Annotated in this window: 13 protein-coding genes; 5 read left to right on the plus strand and 8 right to left on the minus strand. The window is 70.3% G+C overall.

Annotated features, from left to right (window positions below; translation table 11 throughout):
• Positions 1-44: 44 nt before the first annotated feature.
• Entirely contained in the window at positions 45-1391 is a 1347-nt protein-coding gene (locus KRR26_RS15090) for an RING finger protein (protein ID WP_217080158.1), read from the plus strand.
• A 12-nt stretch (positions 1392-1403) separates the two neighbouring features.
• Here the strand turns inward: KRR26_RS15090 and KRR26_RS15095 are convergent, their stop codons facing one another.
• Positions 1404-2144 (minus strand): hypothetical protein, encoded by a 741-nt coding sequence (locus tag KRR26_RS15095; RefSeq protein WP_217080159.1) that lies wholly within the window; start codon positions 2142-2144, stop codon positions 1404-1406.
• A gap of 108 nt (positions 2145-2252) precedes the next feature.
• On the opposite strand from KRR26_RS15095, the gene KRR26_RS15100 reads away from it, so the two are divergent.
• Positions 2253-3407 carry a hypothetical protein gene (locus KRR26_RS15100; RefSeq protein ID WP_217080160.1) on the plus strand — a complete coding sequence of 385 codons (1155 nt, stop codon included), beginning with the start codon at positions 2253-2255 and terminating at the stop codon, positions 3405-3407.
• 18 nt (positions 3408-3425) lie between these two features.
• Here KRR26_RS15100 and KRR26_RS15105 read toward each other — a convergent pair whose 3' ends face one another.
• The 6 genes from KRR26_RS15105 to KRR26_RS15130 form a co-directional block, all read right to left on the minus strand.
• A complete protein-coding gene (locus KRR26_RS15105; protein ID WP_120207025.1) occupies positions 3426-3848 on the minus strand; it encodes an OsmC family protein in 423 nt (140 codons plus the stop codon).
• Positions 3849-3860: 12 nt separating this feature from the next.
• Positions 3861-4772 carry a pirin family protein gene (locus tag KRR26_RS15110; RefSeq protein WP_120207027.1) on the minus strand — a complete coding sequence of 304 codons (912 nt, stop codon included), beginning with the start codon at positions 4770-4772 and terminating at the stop codon, positions 3861-3863.
• 80 nt (positions 4773-4852) lie between these two features.
• Positions 4853-6739, minus strand: coding sequence for an OPT family oligopeptide transporter (locus KRR26_RS15115; protein ID WP_217080161.1), 1887 nt, complete (start codon positions 6737-6739; stop codon positions 4853-4855).
• A 135-nt stretch (positions 6740-6874) separates the two neighbouring features.
• Positions 6875-8110: an acetyl-CoA C-acetyltransferase gene (locus tag KRR26_RS15120; protein WP_217080162.1), complete on the minus strand. Its 1236-nt coding sequence runs from the start codon at positions 8108-8110 to the stop codon at positions 6875-6877.
• A gap of 15 nt (positions 8111-8125) precedes the next feature.
• On the minus strand, positions 8126-8725 hold the full coding sequence (locus tag KRR26_RS15125) for a TetR/AcrR family transcriptional regulator (RefSeq protein WP_120207033.1): 600 nt from the start codon (positions 8723-8725) through the stop codon (positions 8126-8128).
• Between the two features lie 206 nt (positions 8726-8931).
• Positions 8932-9567: an NAD(P)-dependent oxidoreductase gene (locus tag KRR26_RS15130; RefSeq protein WP_120207035.1), complete on the minus strand. Its 636-nt coding sequence runs from the start codon at positions 9565-9567 to the stop codon at positions 8932-8934.
• Between the two features lie 134 nt (positions 9568-9701).
• Here KRR26_RS15130 and KRR26_RS15135 point away from each other — a divergent pair, with 134 nt between their 5' ends.
• The 3 genes from KRR26_RS15135 (at position 9702) to KRR26_RS15145 (ending at position 13785) form a co-directional block, all read left to right on the plus strand.
• Complete coding sequence (locus tag KRR26_RS15135) at positions 9702-10418, plus strand: response regulator transcription factor (protein WP_120207038.1); 717 nt, start codon at positions 9702-9704, stop codon at positions 10416-10418.
• Positions 10419-10425: 7 nt separating this feature from the next.
• Positions 10426-11835 (plus strand): ATP-binding protein, encoded by a 1410-nt coding sequence (locus tag KRR26_RS15140; RefSeq protein ID WP_217080163.1) that lies wholly within the window; start codon positions 10426-10428, stop codon positions 11833-11835.
• Positions 11836-11925: 90 nt separating this feature from the next.
• Entirely contained in the window at positions 11926-13785 is a 1860-nt protein-coding gene (locus tag KRR26_RS15145) for a serine hydrolase domain-containing protein (protein ID WP_217080164.1), read from the plus strand.
• Here the strand turns inward: KRR26_RS15145 and KRR26_RS15150 are convergent.
• Positions 13739-14932, minus strand: coding sequence for a hypothetical protein (locus KRR26_RS15150; RefSeq protein WP_217080165.1), 1194 nt, complete (start codon positions 14930-14932; stop codon positions 13739-13741). The genes KRR26_RS15145 and KRR26_RS15150 overlap by 47 nt on opposite strands.
• Positions 14933-15006 lie beyond the last annotated feature (74 nt).

The raw sequence follows: 15006 nt of genomic DNA on the forward strand, positions 1-15006 counted from the left end.
AGGATGTGTTTGTGATTGGGCGCGGATTGGGGTTGCGTACGGGGATGGACGAGCCTTTCTATCCAGACATCCTCGAGCGGGCCGGCCGACAGCCTCGCGAGTTCGGCACGGTGCACCTGCACGTCGAGCCGGTGCTCCGCGCCGCCGAAGGCACCCAGGCCACGGCGCGCATCTGGTTGCAGGGCGCGTTCGAGCCCATGACGCCCGCGGCCACCTTGCGGGTCATCGACGCGGAGACGCGGGAGGAGCTGCTGTGCGTTCCGCTCCCCGCGATGGAGCGGGGGCGCGTGCTGCGCTGGACGCTGCCGCTGACCCTCGCCGCGAGCGCACGCGCCTTGCTCTTTCAACCCGAGGCGCCCGTGCCCGAGCACGCCCAACGGGTGCGGCCTCCCTGGAGGCTGTTCGATACCCTGGAGATGACCTCGGAGGCCAGGCTCGCCGCCTCGCCCTCCGCCGATCTGGTGCGCCTGGGGTCGACCATCGCGTTCGGTAGCCTCGCCACCCAAGTCCTCCTTGGGCCCAGGCAGCCCCACCTCGTGGAGGAGCTGCGCCTCAAGCGACACGCCGCGCATGCCCTGCCGGATGGGTTCGTCGCGGAGATCATCGAGGGGGCGCCACCGTCCGTGGAGGCCCCTGTCTCCGAGGTCGTCTGGGAGCCCGGCCAGAAGTTCGACCCCACGCGCTGGCAGGAGACGTCCTCGCCGGGCTCGCGGCAGGTGCGGTGCGAGTGTGGCGCCACCGTCCCGCGCGACGCGGAGTTCTGTCCTCAGTGTCTCGGCTCGCTCGCGGGCGCGGTCCCGGCCGAGAGCGTGGTGGAGGCCCCGATGGCATTCGCTCCCGTGGCTTTCGAGCCCGCTCCGCCCGCCACCCCCGAGGAGGACCTGGGGCCTCGGTGTCCACGGCACCCGCAGGTCGAGGAGACGCGCACCTGTCCGCGCTGTGGCGCCTTCTACTGCGCGCTGTGCCTTCCCGATGCGCTGGAGGCCGAGCGCACGGTCTGCCCCGCCTGCGTGGAGCGAGACACGGAGAAGGATCCGGTGCAGCTGCGCCGCGCGCTCATGCGGGACATGGCCAAGCTCCATGGCGGCCTGACCGCGTTCATGCTCGTCACGGTGCTCATCTCCGTGGTCTCCAACCTCGGAGACGCGAAGCAGATGCTCGATGTGGGCATCGGGGGCGCCATCATCGTCCTGGTCTACGGCGGACTCTCGGGCCTCCTGGCACTGGTGCGGAGGCCGATTCTTGGCTGGGGCCTCTTCGTCATCGACGCCCTCTTCGGGATGATCATGCTCTCCAGCAGGGACTTCATCGATGGCACCGCCATCCTCGCGGTGGCGGCCATCTCCTTCTTGCAACTCCTGCGCGCGGGGAGCCTGGCGAAGTCGGGCTGAGGCCCGCCGGCCTCACTTCACGGGGGGCGGGACGATGAAGCGCCCGTCACTCCCGAGCCGCAGCCGCGTGACGTAGCGCTGGTGGATGTCCAGATACAGGTCCTTCCCATTCGGGGAGAACGTCACCGACGGGACGAGCAGCTGATGCTCGGGCGGTGTGCCCAGGGCAATCCACGCGCGGTGCCCATCCGTGCCCAACGTCACCCATCGCACCTCGGGCCGTTGATTCTCCCCGACCAGGAGCACCTTGAGCAGGAGGAGGGCGACGCGCGAATCAGGCGAGATCCACGTCCCCGCCAGCGACAGCGTCGTCGCGCCAGGGAGGACCGTGGTCCAGCCGTTCACCATGCAGTACCCCTGAGCATGGGGTCTCGCGATGAGGAGCCTGCTCCACCCCTGTCGCCGCGCGGGTTCCCCCAGCCCCACCACCTCCACCGGTCCCACGGCGAGCGGTAGGCTGCGCTGGAAGAGTCGCTCCACGTGCCCATCCGGATTGAAGCCCAGGTCCACGGGCGCCAGGGAGGCGACCCAGGCACGTGCTTGCATCTCGGGCGAGAGGTCCAACTCCAGCCCGGGCTCGTTCACGATGTCCTCCGGGCACTGCGGCGGCACCTCTTTCACCACGGAGGCCGTCTGGAGAGGCGCCAGGGTCACCGCCGACGTCTCGGGGGGCGCTGGGCGCGCCACCGGTTGCGGCGAGGCACATCCACCGAGGAGCAGCACTCCCCCCAGCACCCACGCCAGTCGCGTCATCGAAACGTTCCTCGGGTCTGTTGAGTCCGGTGCATCCCGGAGAAGCGCGACACCATCGCATGAACATGGCTTCCAGCGCCCCTTCACCGCGGCCTAACCTGCGCGCCCATGCGCTGCGGAGACACGGAGTGGGCCACCAGTGACGGGACGTTGAGCGCGCGCAACCGCGCGGGGCCCGTGGAGCGCGGCCTCTGCGCGGCGGGAGGAGTCACTTCCCTCGCGCTGCTCCCCTACTTCCTGCGCCATGGCTGGCGGCCTCCGCCCTTTGAGTTCTGGGCCGCGCTGGTGGGAGGACTCGGCGCCCTCTCCCGGCTCTTCTCGGGCGGCACGCAGTGGCGGCTCGACCGCGCCACGGACACCGTCGAGCGCGGGTCCCGCGCCTTCGGCCGGAGCACGGTCGAGCGCTACGCGCTCAGTCAGTTCACCCATGTGGAGCTGCGGGAACGCGGGCCCATCGCGGACGCGGGGCTCGTGTCCTCGGTCCTGTACCGGGTCGTCCTGAAGGGACCCGAGCACACGCTCATCCTCGCGGGCAGTCACGACGAGGACGAAACGCGGGCCCTGGCCGAGGCCGTCACGCGCGTGCTCGGCGGCGGGCTGAGCATCAAGGGCGGCCCGGTTCGCGGCGTGGATGAGCGCTTGTCGGCCGCGCCGCTGCGACACCTCCCGCCCGAGCCCCCCCCTGGCAGCCACATCCGCGCCTCGCGGGCGCCCCAAGGGCTGGGGCTCTGGCTCCCCGCCACGGGCTGGCGTCCGCGACGGCTGGTGCAGGCCGCCATCGCGGGCCTCATTGGCCTCGTGAGTCCTCCCGCGTTCCTCGGGCTCTGGGCCTCGCGCGTGGGCATGGCACAGGAGACGGCCTGGATCCCCGCGACCACCGTCGGGTTCCTCGTCCTCGCGGGGGGATATCTGTTCTGGCGCGTGGCGCGCGAAGCCACCAGCGGCTGGCACATCGCGGCCTCCTCGCGCGGCCTTGAGGTGGTGCGGCTGGGGCGCTGGGCCCGCCGCGAGCCCGTACGCATCCCCGCCACGCGGATCCACGACATCGATCTGCGCCAGTCATCAGACGGGGCCCGAGGCGAGCGGGAGCTGGGCATCATCGTCGACCACGACGGCGGCGAGCTCGCCCTGGGAATGGGGCTGCCGCGCGCGAGCCTGGAATGGACCGAGGGCATGCTGCGCCGGGCGCTCGCGACGCCGCCCGAGGCGCACCGTCATGAGGCCGCGCAGATACCGACCCCGGCCGCGCGCCAACGCGTGTGAGGGACGCGGCCGGCGCCGTCAGTCCGCGCTCGCGGCGAACCGCGTCTCGATTCGCATGGACCGCAGCAGCGTGACGGTGACGGGCGTCTTGCCGGAGATCTCCAGCAGCCGCTCGCGCTGCTCGGCCGTCACGGTGTCCGCGCAGCGCAAGACGCGCTCCACGCGCTCACCGGTGGGCTCGCGCACCAGCTTCAACCGGACGGTGAGCGTGCCCAGGTCCCACTGCTTCTTCGCCGCGTACATCTTCAGGGTGATGGCGGTGCACGCCCCCAGCGAGCCCAGGAGGAGCTGATAGGGCGCGGGGCCTCGGTCCGCGCCGCCGTGCGAGGGCGGCTCGTCCGCGACGAACGCGTGGACGCCCGTGCGAATGGATTGGGTGAAGCCCTCGCCGCTCTCCACCGTCGCGGCGGCGAGCAGCACACTGTCCGGGTCATGCGCCATGGTGTGTCGTCCTCAGGGGTAGTCGACCGGGGAAGGCAGGTTGTCGGGCAGCGGGATGAATTCGGTTTCGGTGGCCACGGCCGGGAAGCGCCGCGCCTTCCAGTCCTCCTTGGCCTGCGCGAGGCGCGCCGCCGAGCTGGACACGAAGTTCCACACGATGTGCCGCGGGCCATCCATGGGCTCGCCGCCGAACAGCAGCACCCGACTGGGCTCGGTGGCCCGCAGGCGCACCTCGCCCTTGCGCGCGAAGACCGGCATCGAGCCCGCCTCCAGGGCCGCGGAGCCCACCTCCACGCGACCGCTCATGACGTAGGCCGCGCGCTCGTCATGGTCCGCCTTGAGCACCACCTCCGCCCCGGCCGCGAGTACCACGTCCACGTAGAACAGCTCGGACAGCGTGGGCACCGGCGAGCGCAGGCCGTGATGCGTCCCCGCGATGAGCCGAAGCTGGACGCCGTCCTCCTGCACGACGGGGAGCGACGTCGCGGGGAAGTGCGCGAACGAGGGCTCGCGCTCCTCCTGCGCCTTGGGCAGCGCGACCCAGATTTGAATGCCGGAGAGCGGCTTGCCGCCCGTGCGCTCCTGCGCGGGCGAGCGCTCCGAATGGACGATGCCGCGCCCCGCGGTCATCCAGTTCACCGCGCCCGGCTCGATGCGCTGCACGCTGCCCAGGCTGTCCCGGTGCAGGATGGCGCCCTCGAAGAGGTACGTCACCGTCGCCAGGCCGATGTGCGGATGCGGCCGGACATCCAGCCCATGCCCACTGTCGAGCACGGCGGGGCCCATCTGATCGAAGAAGATGAACGGCCCCACCATCTGCCGCTGCGCCGCGGGCAACGCGCGCCGGACGGTGAAGCCATCGCCCAGGTCTCGCGTCCTGGGAACAATCACCGTCTCGAACGGCCCCGTCTCATCCAGCCCCATGACATCCCGCCTTTCCTCTCGCGACCGCGCGAGTTTCCCAGCCAGGGCCGGGAGGTCCACACACTAGAGCCGCGTCTGCATCACTTGGGCATCACGCCCAGCGCCTTGGCCATGGCCAGTGCGATGCCCAACAAGCTCTCCCCCGCGATGGCGCCCGCGCTCACCGGGAGCAGCGTGGCCTCGGCCAGCGTGGGCCGGGTGCGCCGCAGCACCTCGGCGATGGTCGCGCCCGTGAAGAGGGCGATGGAGCTGGAGCCCGGCAGGACGATGGCGAGGCCGAAGCCCGAAGCGGACGGGATGTACGGCTTCAGGGCCGCCGGCGCCCAGCGCTCCAACAGCACCAGCGAGATGCCCAGCGCCGACCCGCACAGCGCGCCGATGCGGGCCGTGGGGTGCAGCGCGGACACGCCCGTGGCGAGCAGCTTGGACACGCTCGCCCACACCATGGCGGCGGGCGCCGGGAACTGCTCGGTGCCCAGCACCTCCGCGGTAGGCACCAGGAGGTGGAACGCGGGCACCACCACCACCGCGCCCGCCATCAGGCCGAAGAGCTGCGCATAGAACTGCTGGCGAGGGTTGGCCCCCAGCAGCCAGCCGGACTTGAGGTCCGTCAGAAGGTCCGCCGCGTGCAGCCCCACGCCGCCCGTGGCATTGGCGCTCATCACGTTGGCGGCGATGTTGCCGGGAGCCAGCGCCCCGAACATCAACTGCGTCACGGGCCCCAGCGCCTTGGTGGGCGTGGTGTCCGTCTCGCCCGTCACGCGCGACGCGATGATGCCCATCACCACGGACAACGGCAGCGCGAGCACCCCAGCCCACCACGGAATCTGGAACAGGTAGGCCATCAGCACCACGGCGATCGGCCCCAGCACGAGGAAGCCCAGCGGGAACCAGGAGGGCGGGCACTCCACGTCCGCCAGCGGATCCACCTCCGCCGAGACCACCCCCTTGCGACGCAGCATCCCCGTGAGGGCCGAGAACGAGCGCGCCACGCTGCGCCACTGGAACGCGAAGGACAAGAGCCCCGAGGACACCAGCAGCCCCGAGCCCGTCCACAGCGCCCAGCTGTTGATGGCCTTGAACGTCACCGTGGGGATGACGCCCTGGGTCACCATCTCGGGCGCGAGGAAGCCGTACGTCAGCAGGGCGCCCAGCAGCATGGACCAGCCCGTCTTGAAGCTCACCAGCGCGCCGGCGCCAATGAGCAGCAGGCTGAAGTCGAACGACAGCGACCAGTCACTCGCCTTGCGCCCGAGGATCTCGAACGGGAGGCTCACCTTGTCCGGGATGTTGCGCAGCCAGCGGAAGCGCGCCTCGCGCAGCGTCACCAGCACCGCGCCCACCACGCCCGCGAGGGTCAGCAGGCGAGCCTTGCGCTTGGCCTCCGCGTCATGGCCGTGCAGCGTGCGGATGGTCTCGGCGGTGGCGGTGCCGGTGGGGAATGGCAGGGCCTCGATGTTGATGAGCTGCCGCTTGATGGGGATGGCCGCGAAGACGCCGAGCGCGGAGACGACGACGAACCAGAGCACCAGCCACCCCGAGGACGGCAACGTGCCGGTGAGCATGAGCAGCGCGGGGACCGCGTGCATGTTGCCGCCGCCCGTCATGTAGCCCGCGGCCGAAGCCACCGAGCCCATGGCGTTGTTCTCCAGGTCGGTGAACTCGGCGCGCAGCACCCGCAGTTCTCGCAGCGTCCCGAACACCACGAAGGCCAGGATGCACGCGGTGATGGTGACGCCCAGGCTCCAGCCCGTCTTGAGGATGACGTACAGGTTGGACAGGCACATCACCGCGCCAATCAGCATGCCCGCGATGACCGCGCGCACGGTGAGCTGGCGCGCGCCGCCGCGGTACACGTGCTCCAGCCAGTAGCGCTCCGGGTCCTGCGCCGCCTCGCCAGGATTGGGCGGCGTGGACGGTGCGGCGGAGGCGTGAGGCTGGCTCGGCGACGGGGAAGGCTGAGTCATGGGGGGCGCGACGATAATGCAACCCCTCTGTCAGGACGAAGCGAGTCCCGCCCCTCCTGCGATTTAACGCCGGGTCGGCCGCCCACCGACACCCCGGGCGCGCGGCGCGGCGCGCCAGGGCGAGCGCAGAGGGGCCTAGAGCCGCTCGATGATGGTGGCGATGCCCTGTCCGCCGCTGATGCACAAGGTGACCAGCCCGGTGGACAGGCCCCTGCGCTCCAACTCGTCCAGCACCGTCCCCAGCAGGATCGCCCCCGTCGCGCCGAGCGGATGGCCCAGCGCGATGGAGCCGCCATTGACGTTGACCCGCTCGGAGGGCAGCCCCAGCGCGTTCTGCGTCTGGAGGACGACGGCCGCGAAGGCCTCGTTGATCTCCCACAGGTCGATGTCGCGCACGTCCATCCCCGCCATGCGCAGCGCCTTCCGGGACGCCGCCGCGGGCGCCGTCAGCATGATGACGGGCTCGCTGCCCACCGTGGCCATCGCGCGGATGCGAGCGCGCGGCTTGAGGCCCTGCGCGCGAACATGGTCTTCGGAGGCGAGGATGACCAGGCCCGCGCCATCCGCGAGGCCGCTGGAGTTGCCCGCCGTGTGCATGTGCCGGATGGCGCCCGCCTGGGGATGGCGCGCCAGGGCGAGCGCATCGAGCGTCTCTCCCGCCGCCCCAGCCTCCGCGGCGCCCAACCCCACGAACGAAGGCTCCAGCCGAGCCAGCGCCGCCGCGGTCGTCCCCGCGCGCGGCGTCTCGTCCGCGGCCAGCAGCACGCGCCCCGTCTCCGGGTGCACGACGGGCACGAGGCTCCGAGCGAAGCGACCTTCCGCGACGGCGACCTCCGCGCGCTGCTGGGAGCGCAGCGCGATGGCGTCGATGTCCTCGCGGCCGAAGCCCTCGAGCGTGGCGATGAGGTCCGCGCTGATGCCCTGGGGGACCTGGAAGTGACGCGCGCGAAGGTGGGTGTTGCCGCCGTCCTGGCCGCCCCCATCCGAGCCCATGGGGACGCGGGACATGCTCTCCACCCCGCCCGCGACCACGAGCTGTTGGGCTCCCGACATCACCCCCATGGCGCCGAAGTTCACGGCCTGGAGGCCCGAGCCACAGAAGCGATTGAGCGTGGTGCCCGTCACCTCCTGGGGCCACCCGGCGGACAGCACCGCGTTGCGCGCGAGGTTCGCGCCCTGGTCTCCCACCTGCGACACACAGCCCAGAACGAGGTCATCCACGTCCTCGGGCCGCCACCCTTGCCGCTTCGCCGCGGCGACCAGGAGCTGCGCCACCAGCTCCTGCGGATGGACGTCCGACAGCGCGCCCTTGCCCTGCTTGCCCCGACCTCGGGGCGTACGAATGGCGTCAATGATGTATGCGTGCCCCATGACGATGCGTCCTCCTCAGCGCTCCGTGCTTGGGAGCGAGAAGCCTCTCGTGGCGGCCCGGCCATAGGCGCGGCAGGCCTTCAGGATTTCGTCCGACAGCGGGGTGCCCTGAACGGCGCGAGCCAGGCTCAGGCCGCCATACATGAGGGCAATCATCGCCAGCGCGCGCTGGCCCCGAGGCGCCTCGGGACTGGACTCGTGCAAGGGCGCGAGCGCCTCGGCGAACGCGCGCAGCTCCTCGTCCAGCGTGCCCACGAACTCCGTGTCGCCCTTCCCCAACTCGCCCGCCACCGCGGGCAGCGGACATCCCTGCTCCGGATGATCTCGATGAGCGCGGGACAGATAGCGCCCCAGGTATTGCGCGGCGCGATCGCCCGCCCCCTCCGTCGCCGCCACGGCCTGCGCCCACATGCCCCGGAACGTGGCACGGAAGGCCTCGCGCACCAGGTGCTCCTTGGAGTCGAAGTGCGCATAGAAGCCGCCGACCGTGAGGCCCGCGCCCTTCATCACCTCGCCGACGCTCGTCCCGGAGATGCCGCGCGAGCGCAGCAGGCGCCCCGCCGACGCGAGGATGTCCCGATGGGTCCGTTCCTTCTGCTCCGCCTTCGCGCTCATGTCCTCACCTCACGCATGACACAGATAATATTACGACAATCATCCGTCAAGGAGCGATGGACCCCGGGCGCCTGGAGCGCGCCTCGGAGAGTCCGACGGCGCACGGAGGAAATGGCCCTTCCCTCAGGGGAGCTGTCGCTCGACCTCGGAGGGACTTGGGGGCCCGTGCTCGGCGCCCGGGATGGCGCCGAGCCTTCACGAAACGTTCAGCCGCCCACTTGGACCGCGTGCCCGACCCAGGTGCCCACTTCCGCGGCAGCCACGAGGAAGTCCGCCACGTCGGCGCGCGAGATGGAACCAGGCACGGGCTCGAGCGCCGTCTTCTTCACGTAGCGCTTGCGCGCGGGGCCTCCCGTGAGGCGGCCCGGTCGCACGATGACCCAGTCCAGCCCACTGTCGCGCACGAGCTGCTCCTGGCGCTCATGGTCCTGAAAGGGGAGCTTGAGGATGAAGCCCACCAGCAGCTTGCGCACGACGACGTTGAGGAGCTGCTGACTCTCTCCCGTACCAATCGCGCTGAGCACCACGAGGCGACGGACGCCGTGCGCCTTCATGGCCTCGATGGTGAGCGCCGTGCCCTGCGAGAAGTAGTGGGGGTTCTCCTTGAAGCCCTTGAGCGACGTGGCAGACGCCGTGACGATGACCGCGTCGTGACCCTTCACCGCAGCGCTGACGGAGTCCTTCTGGTGGAAGTCCCCCGCCACGCGCGTGAGCTTGGGATGCGCCAGCTCCAGCTTCTGGGGACTGCGCGCGAACGCGGTGACGTCATGCCCTCGCGCCAGCGCCTCTCTCACCGCCAACGCGCCCGTTCCCTGCGACGCACCGATGACCAGGACTCGCATGTGGCCTCTTTGCCGTGTCGAGAATCCGGCGGACCGTAGCGCCCTGCCCCACCCCTCGCAACCCGCGCGCGCGTGGGCAGGTGACACGCAGAGGCCGTCGCGGTGTTTCCTCCGCCAAGGAGCCCGGTCCGAGCATGGAGCCCCATCCCCACCTGCTGCTGGTCGAAGACGATGAACGTCTGGCGGGGTTGATCCAGACCTTCCTCCAAGGCCACGGCTTCGAGGTCCAGTGGGTGGCCGACGGGCCGAGCGCCCTGCGTGCGCTCTGCGAGACCCCACCCGCCTGCGTCATCCTCGACGTGCTCCTGCCGGGCCTGGATGGGCTGGAGGTGTGTCGTCGCGCCCGCGAAGCCTTCACGGGCTTCATCCTGATGCTCACCGCCCAGGATGAAGACATCCAGGAGGTGGTCGCCCTGGACCTGGGCGCCGATGACTACCTCACCAAGCCCGTGCGCCCCCAAGTGCTGCTGTCCCGCCTGCGGGCCCTGCTCCGCCGCGCCGTGCGCGGAGTCCCCGAGCCCTCGCGCGCCACCCCTGCCGATTCACCGCGGGAGCGAACCTCCGGTGCCCTGCGGATCAACGGGGTGCTGCGCACGGTGACGCGCGCGGGTGTGCCCGTGGAGCTGACCGACGCGGAGTTCGACCTGCTGTGGATGCTCGCGCGCCGAGCGCCCGCGGTCCTCTCGCGCGACGACCTCCTCGCCGAGTTGCGAGGCATCGAGCACGACGGGCTCGACCGCTCCATCGACATGCGCATCTCCAAGCTGCGCCGCAAGCTCGGCGACGACGTGCCTCCCCACCGACTCATCCGGACTGTGCGTGGACGGGGCTACTTCCTCGCCCCGGAGTAGGCCCCTCATGAGCACGCTCACCGCCGCCACCCTCTGGCCTTTGCGAGGCATGTTCGCGCGCGTCTACGCGGGCGTCTTCGCCGCCAGCCTCCTCGCGTTCCTCCTGATGACGGTCTCGGCGTCGACGCGGCTGACCTCCGCGGAGCCCCCGGACACGCACCTCGCCGCGCAGTCCCGCGAGAGCGCCGCCGAGGTGGAGCGGCTCACCGAGGGGCTGCGCTGGCTCATGGCCGAACAGCTCCGCGCCCACCCCGAGCAGGAGCGCGCGGCCCTGCTGCGCGAATGGCAGCCACACTTCCGCTATCCGCTGACTCTTCGCACCCGGGACGAGGTCCTCGCCCTTCCCCTCCCCGCGCTCACCCGAGAGCAGTTGGGCACGGGACAGGCCGCGGCCTGGTACCGCGCCCAAGGCGCACTCGGGGACACCGTGGAGGTGTTCCAGCCCTTGAGCGACTCGCGGCAGGTCCTCGTGCAGACGCTGCACATCGGCCCTGCGCCGGACAAGGTGGTCCTCTTCCTCATGCCGGAGATCGCCACCCTGCTGCTCGTGCTGGGCGTGGCGGTGCTCGCGCTGACCGTCCCCCTCTACCGACACATCCAGCGGCTCGCGGCCACCGCGGCGGACCTGGGCGCGGGGAACCTCCGTGCCCGCGCGGAGCCCCGGCTCCCCGAGCCCCTGGGGCACCTGGCGCGCGCCTTCAACACGATGGCGGAGCGGATCCAACGCATGACCGAGGAGCAACAAGCGAGCCTGCAAGCCATCTCGCACGAGCTGCGGACGCCCATCGCCCGCCTGCGCTTCGCCATCGAACTGGCCCGAGACACCTCGGAGCCCGCGGCGCTCCCGACGCGCCTGGGGGCCATGGACCGAGACATCGACGAGCTCGACGCACTGGTCGCGGAGTTGCTCACCTTCACCCGCCTGCACTCCGAGGCCCCACCCCTGGAGCGAGAGGGCATCGACCTGACCGACCTCGTCCATGACGTCGTCACCTCACTCGCGCCGCTCACGCCCCACCTGAGGATCCTCCCCGCGCCCCTCGGGCCCATGTCGTGCGAGGGCAGCCCGCGATACCTGCGCCGCGCGCTGAGCAACCTCGTCCGCAATGCCCAGCGCTACGCCCGAGAGGAGATCCGCGTGGAGTGGGCCCTTCAGGATGGCCAGTGCCTGCTGCATGTCGATGACGACGGGCCAGGGATTCCACTTCCCGAGCGCGAGCGGGTCTTCCTCCCCTTCACGCGCCTGGACGACAGCCGGCAGCGCAGGACCGGGGGCCATGGGCTGGGGCTGGCCATCGTCCACCGCGTCATGCGGGCGCACCAAGGTCGCGCGCAGGCCTCGGTTGCTCCAATGGGCGGCGCTCGGCTCACCCTCTCATGGCCGAGGCTCGAGGTGACACGCGCTGACAATCGGTGACGCTCGCACGACACGACCCCGACAGTCCCGCGGCGCCCTCGCTGCCACCTTGCGCCTTGCCCGAACTGTCCTCGGGCAAGGAGCCACGTCATGACGACTCATCGCCACCGCGCTCGCGGGCTGGCCTTCCTCCTCGCGGGGCTGCTCTCCGGGCCCGCCGCCTTCGTCACCGCGTGCGGTGATTCCCCTCCGCCCGCGCCACCACGCCCGGACTACGGCCCGCTGAAGGCGCTGCTGCGCCCGCGAATCACCGAGGCGATGGCCGAGCAACACATCCGTGGGCTCAGTCTCGCCCTGGTGGACGGAGACGAGGTCGTCTGGGCCGAGGGCTTCGGCGTCGCGGACGAGGCCGCGGGAACCCCCGCCACCGCGGACACCGTGTACGAGGTCGGCTCGGTGGCCAAGGTGTTCACCGCGACCGCCGTCTTCCAACAAGCGGAGCGGGGCACGCTCGACCTCGACGCCCCCATCGCGCGAAGTGTCCCGGGCTTCTCGCTCCAGCCTCGCTTTCCCAACGCGAAGCCCATCACCCTCCGACACTTGATGACCCACCGGGCGGGCATCCCCCAACTGCTCGCGGGCTACTACGCCGATGAGCCCCTCTCTCCCGAGGCCCGCGTCGAGGCGCTTCGTGACGAGTCTCCGGCCTACCCTCCCGGCACGGTCTCCGCGTACTCCAACCTGGGCTTCGTCGTGGTGGGCCGCGCGGTGGAAGTGGCCACGGGCGAAGCGTTCAGCGACGCCTTGCGCCACTCCGTCCTCGCCCCACTCGGCATGACGAGTTCGTCTTTCAGATTGGACCCAGACCTCGTGCCGAGGCTCGCCAAGGGATACGGCGTCACGCCTGCCTCCGAGCTGCCCCCCACCTGGCTGGAGAGCGAAGCGCCCGCCGGAAGTCTGCGCAGCACGGTGATGGACCAGACGCGCTTTCTGCGCATGCTCCTCGCGGGAGGGACACTCGACGGGGTGACCCTCCTCCGGCCGGACTCCATCGCCGCGCAGTGGAGTCCCCAGGGCGCGCAGACGCCGCTGGATCTCGACCTGCGCATCGGGCTGCCGTGGACGCTCGTGGACCTGCCGCTCACCCACGGAGAGTCCGTGCGCTGGGTGGATCACTCCGGCAGCACCTTTCACTTCCAATCCGACCTCGCGCTGCTGCCCGACGAGGGACTCGGCGTGGTGGTGTTGTCCAACACGGAGAACGCGGGGCCGCTCGTCGAGGCGCTCGCGAGGCAGGTGCTGGTGCTCGCGCTGAAGGCAAAGCGTGGCGTGACAGTCCAGGAGCCGCCCGCCGAGCCACAGGTCCAGCCCAGCTCAAGGCCAGACGCGGAGCTCCGAGCGCTCGAAGGGCTCTATTCGACGGGGAATGGCCCCATGGCGGTGCGCTTCGACGGCGGCAAGCTCACCCTGCGGTTGGGAGACGCCGACGTGGAACTGGTGCCCTACGCGCAAGGCTACTTCCGCGCCCGAACCGGAGACGCGTCCCTCTGGCTGTCCTTCCAGCGCATCGACGGACATGACGTGATGCTCGTCCACGGCGTCCCCTTTGGCCGGCTGCTCTGGGGCGAGCGAATCCAGCCCACGGCGCTTCATCCCGCGTGGCGCGCCCGCCTGGGGCGCTTCGGAGTCCCACCCGGCGCGAAGCACGAGGCCCTCGAGCAGGTGGTCCTGCGCGAGGAGCAAGGGTTCCTGTTCGCGGAGCTCTCCGGGCCCGCGCTCGGTGACACGAACCTCCTCGGAGTGCTCCGGACCGAGGACGCGGCGCATGCCGTGGCCGTGGGACTCGGACGCGGCATGAACGAAGTCATCCGCGTCCAGCAAGAGCCTGGAGGCGAGGCCCTGTACGTCAAAGGCATCCGGTTGCCCCGGCGGCCAGACGCCCCATGTGCGCTCACGTCAGCGACTACGGCGTCGAGGAGACGCGGCGCAACTCATAGTCCCCGGCGTTGAAGCCACTCCCCGAGGGGCTGAAGAAGCTGGCCGTGTACATCTTCTTCACGTGCTCGTTGGCGATCTTGTTCAAGTCGGATGGGTTGGGGACCTCCCACTCCGCGGTGTTCGCATCCATGAACCGGCACGTGGTGTCTGTCTTATGCATTCCCACCACGTGACCGGACTCGTCGCCGTCCCACTTGAAGTCCTTCTTCGGCGTCATGCTCAGGCGGTAGTAACCATTCTCCAGCGGCATGGACGCCAGCTTGGTGGGGAGTTCGCTGATGGTTCCCTTGTGCACCAGCTCGCCGCGGCGCATGTGGTTGCTCACGGCGTCGAGCTCCTTCTCGTAGTTGTCCAGCTTGTCATAGCTGGCATTGAGCTTGCCCACGAGGGTCTTCACCTCGGGCGACTCATCGCCGTGGGTCTTGAGCGCGGTCTCCAACTCCCCCTTCAACTTCCTGGCCTCCCCCACCTCGGTCTTGATGTTGGACGCCAGCTCGCTCTTGAGGTTGGAGATCATCTCCGCCTCTTGGTGCTGACCGATGATGAGGTTGCCGAACTTGTACTCCACCAGTTGGGAGAACTCCTCCACGCCCTTGGCCGAACTCGGGGCGGCCTCGTTCATCCGAATCCACTGCGTCGTCATGTAGCTGCAAACCCCCTCGGCGCCCTCGGCGAAGGACGCTTTCACCTTGGGGTCGGACATGATGGGGTTCTGGCTCTGATCGATGTAGTGGAGGACCTTCGCGCTGGGGACCTGCTGGTTGATGGAGTCGCAGATCTTCTTGATCTGAGGCGAAGGCTCAATGCGCGTTTGAGGATTCAGGGTGCGGCGCATCTCCTCGGCGCCCTGCTGAAGCTTCGTCAGGTCCGCGCTGTTGCGGCGCTGGAGGACCGCGGGCTTCTGGGCCGTCTTGTTCAAGCCCACGGTGGGGTGCTCGAGGGTGGACGCCATGTGCGGCTTGCCTGATTGAACAGCGGGGTCCTTCTTGCCCGCGTAGTCGTCCTTCTTCGCCGGGGTCGTGGTCGCGGCCGGCTTCGTCTCCTGGGCCTTCGGAGTCACCAGCGTCTCGGCCGCCTTGGTCGACGTGGACTGCGATGTCTGCGTCGTTCGCGGGGAAGTGAGGACGGACGGCTTCTTGGTGACGTTCGTGGGGGCCATGGGTCCTCAGGGAGACAAGGGGCGATGTACGGGTCCCGGCGGAGCATAGAGGCGCCCCCGGTGAGTTCCAACGC

This window comes from Citreicoccus inhibens (genome assembly GCF_019039035.1).
Classification (GTDB): Bacteria; Myxococcota; Myxococcia; order Myxococcales; family Myxococcaceae; genus Citreicoccus; species Citreicoccus inhibens.

Excerpts from the sequence above, each read along its gene's own strand:
- KRR26_RS15115 (WP_217080161.1), bottom strand. The coding sequence starts at position 6,739 with ATGACTCAGCCTTCCCCGTCGCCGAGCCAGCCTCACGCCTCCGCCGCA.
- KRR26_RS15120 (WP_217080162.1), bottom strand. The coding sequence starts at position 8,110 with ATGGGGCACGCATACATCATTGACGCCATTCGTACGCCCCGAGGTCGG.
- KRR26_RS15090 (WP_217080158.1), top strand. The coding sequence starts at position 45 with ATGGACGAGCCTTTCTATCCAGACATCCTCGAGCGGGCCGGCCGACAG.
- KRR26_RS15100 (WP_217080160.1), top strand. The coding sequence starts at position 2,253 with ATGCGCTGCGGAGACACGGAGTGGGCCACCAGTGACGGGACGTTGAGC.
- KRR26_RS15140 (WP_217080163.1), top strand. The coding sequence starts at position 10,426 with ATGAGCACGCTCACCGCCGCCACCCTCTGGCCTTTGCGAGGCATGTTC.
- KRR26_RS15095 (WP_217080159.1), bottom strand. The coding sequence starts at position 2,144 with ATGACGCGACTGGCGTGGGTGCTGGGGGGAGTGCTGCTCCTCGGTGGA.
- KRR26_RS15135 (WP_120207038.1), top strand. The coding sequence starts at position 9,702 with ATGGAGCCCCATCCCCACCTGCTGCTGGTCGAAGACGATGAACGTCTG.
- KRR26_RS15105 (WP_120207025.1), bottom strand. The coding sequence starts at position 3,848 with ATGGCGCATGACCCGGACAGTGTGCTGCTCGCCGCCGCGACGGTGGAG.
- KRR26_RS15150 (WP_217080165.1), bottom strand. The coding sequence starts at position 14,932 with ATGGCCCCCACGAACGTCACCAAGAAGCCGTCCGTCCTCACTTCCCCG.
- KRR26_RS15125 (WP_120207033.1), bottom strand. The coding sequence starts at position 8,725 with ATGAGCGCGAAGGCGGAGCAGAAGGAACGGACCCATCGGGACATCCTC.
- KRR26_RS15145 (WP_217080164.1), top strand. The coding sequence starts at position 11,926 with ATGACGACTCATCGCCACCGCGCTCGCGGGCTGGCCTTCCTCCTCGCG.
- KRR26_RS15130 (WP_120207035.1), bottom strand. The coding sequence starts at position 9,567 with ATGCGAGTCCTGGTCATCGGTGCGTCGCAGGGAACGGGCGCGTTGGCG.
- KRR26_RS15110 (WP_120207027.1), bottom strand. The coding sequence starts at position 4,772 with ATGGGGCTGGATGAGACGGGGCCGTTCGAGACGGTGATTGTTCCCAGG.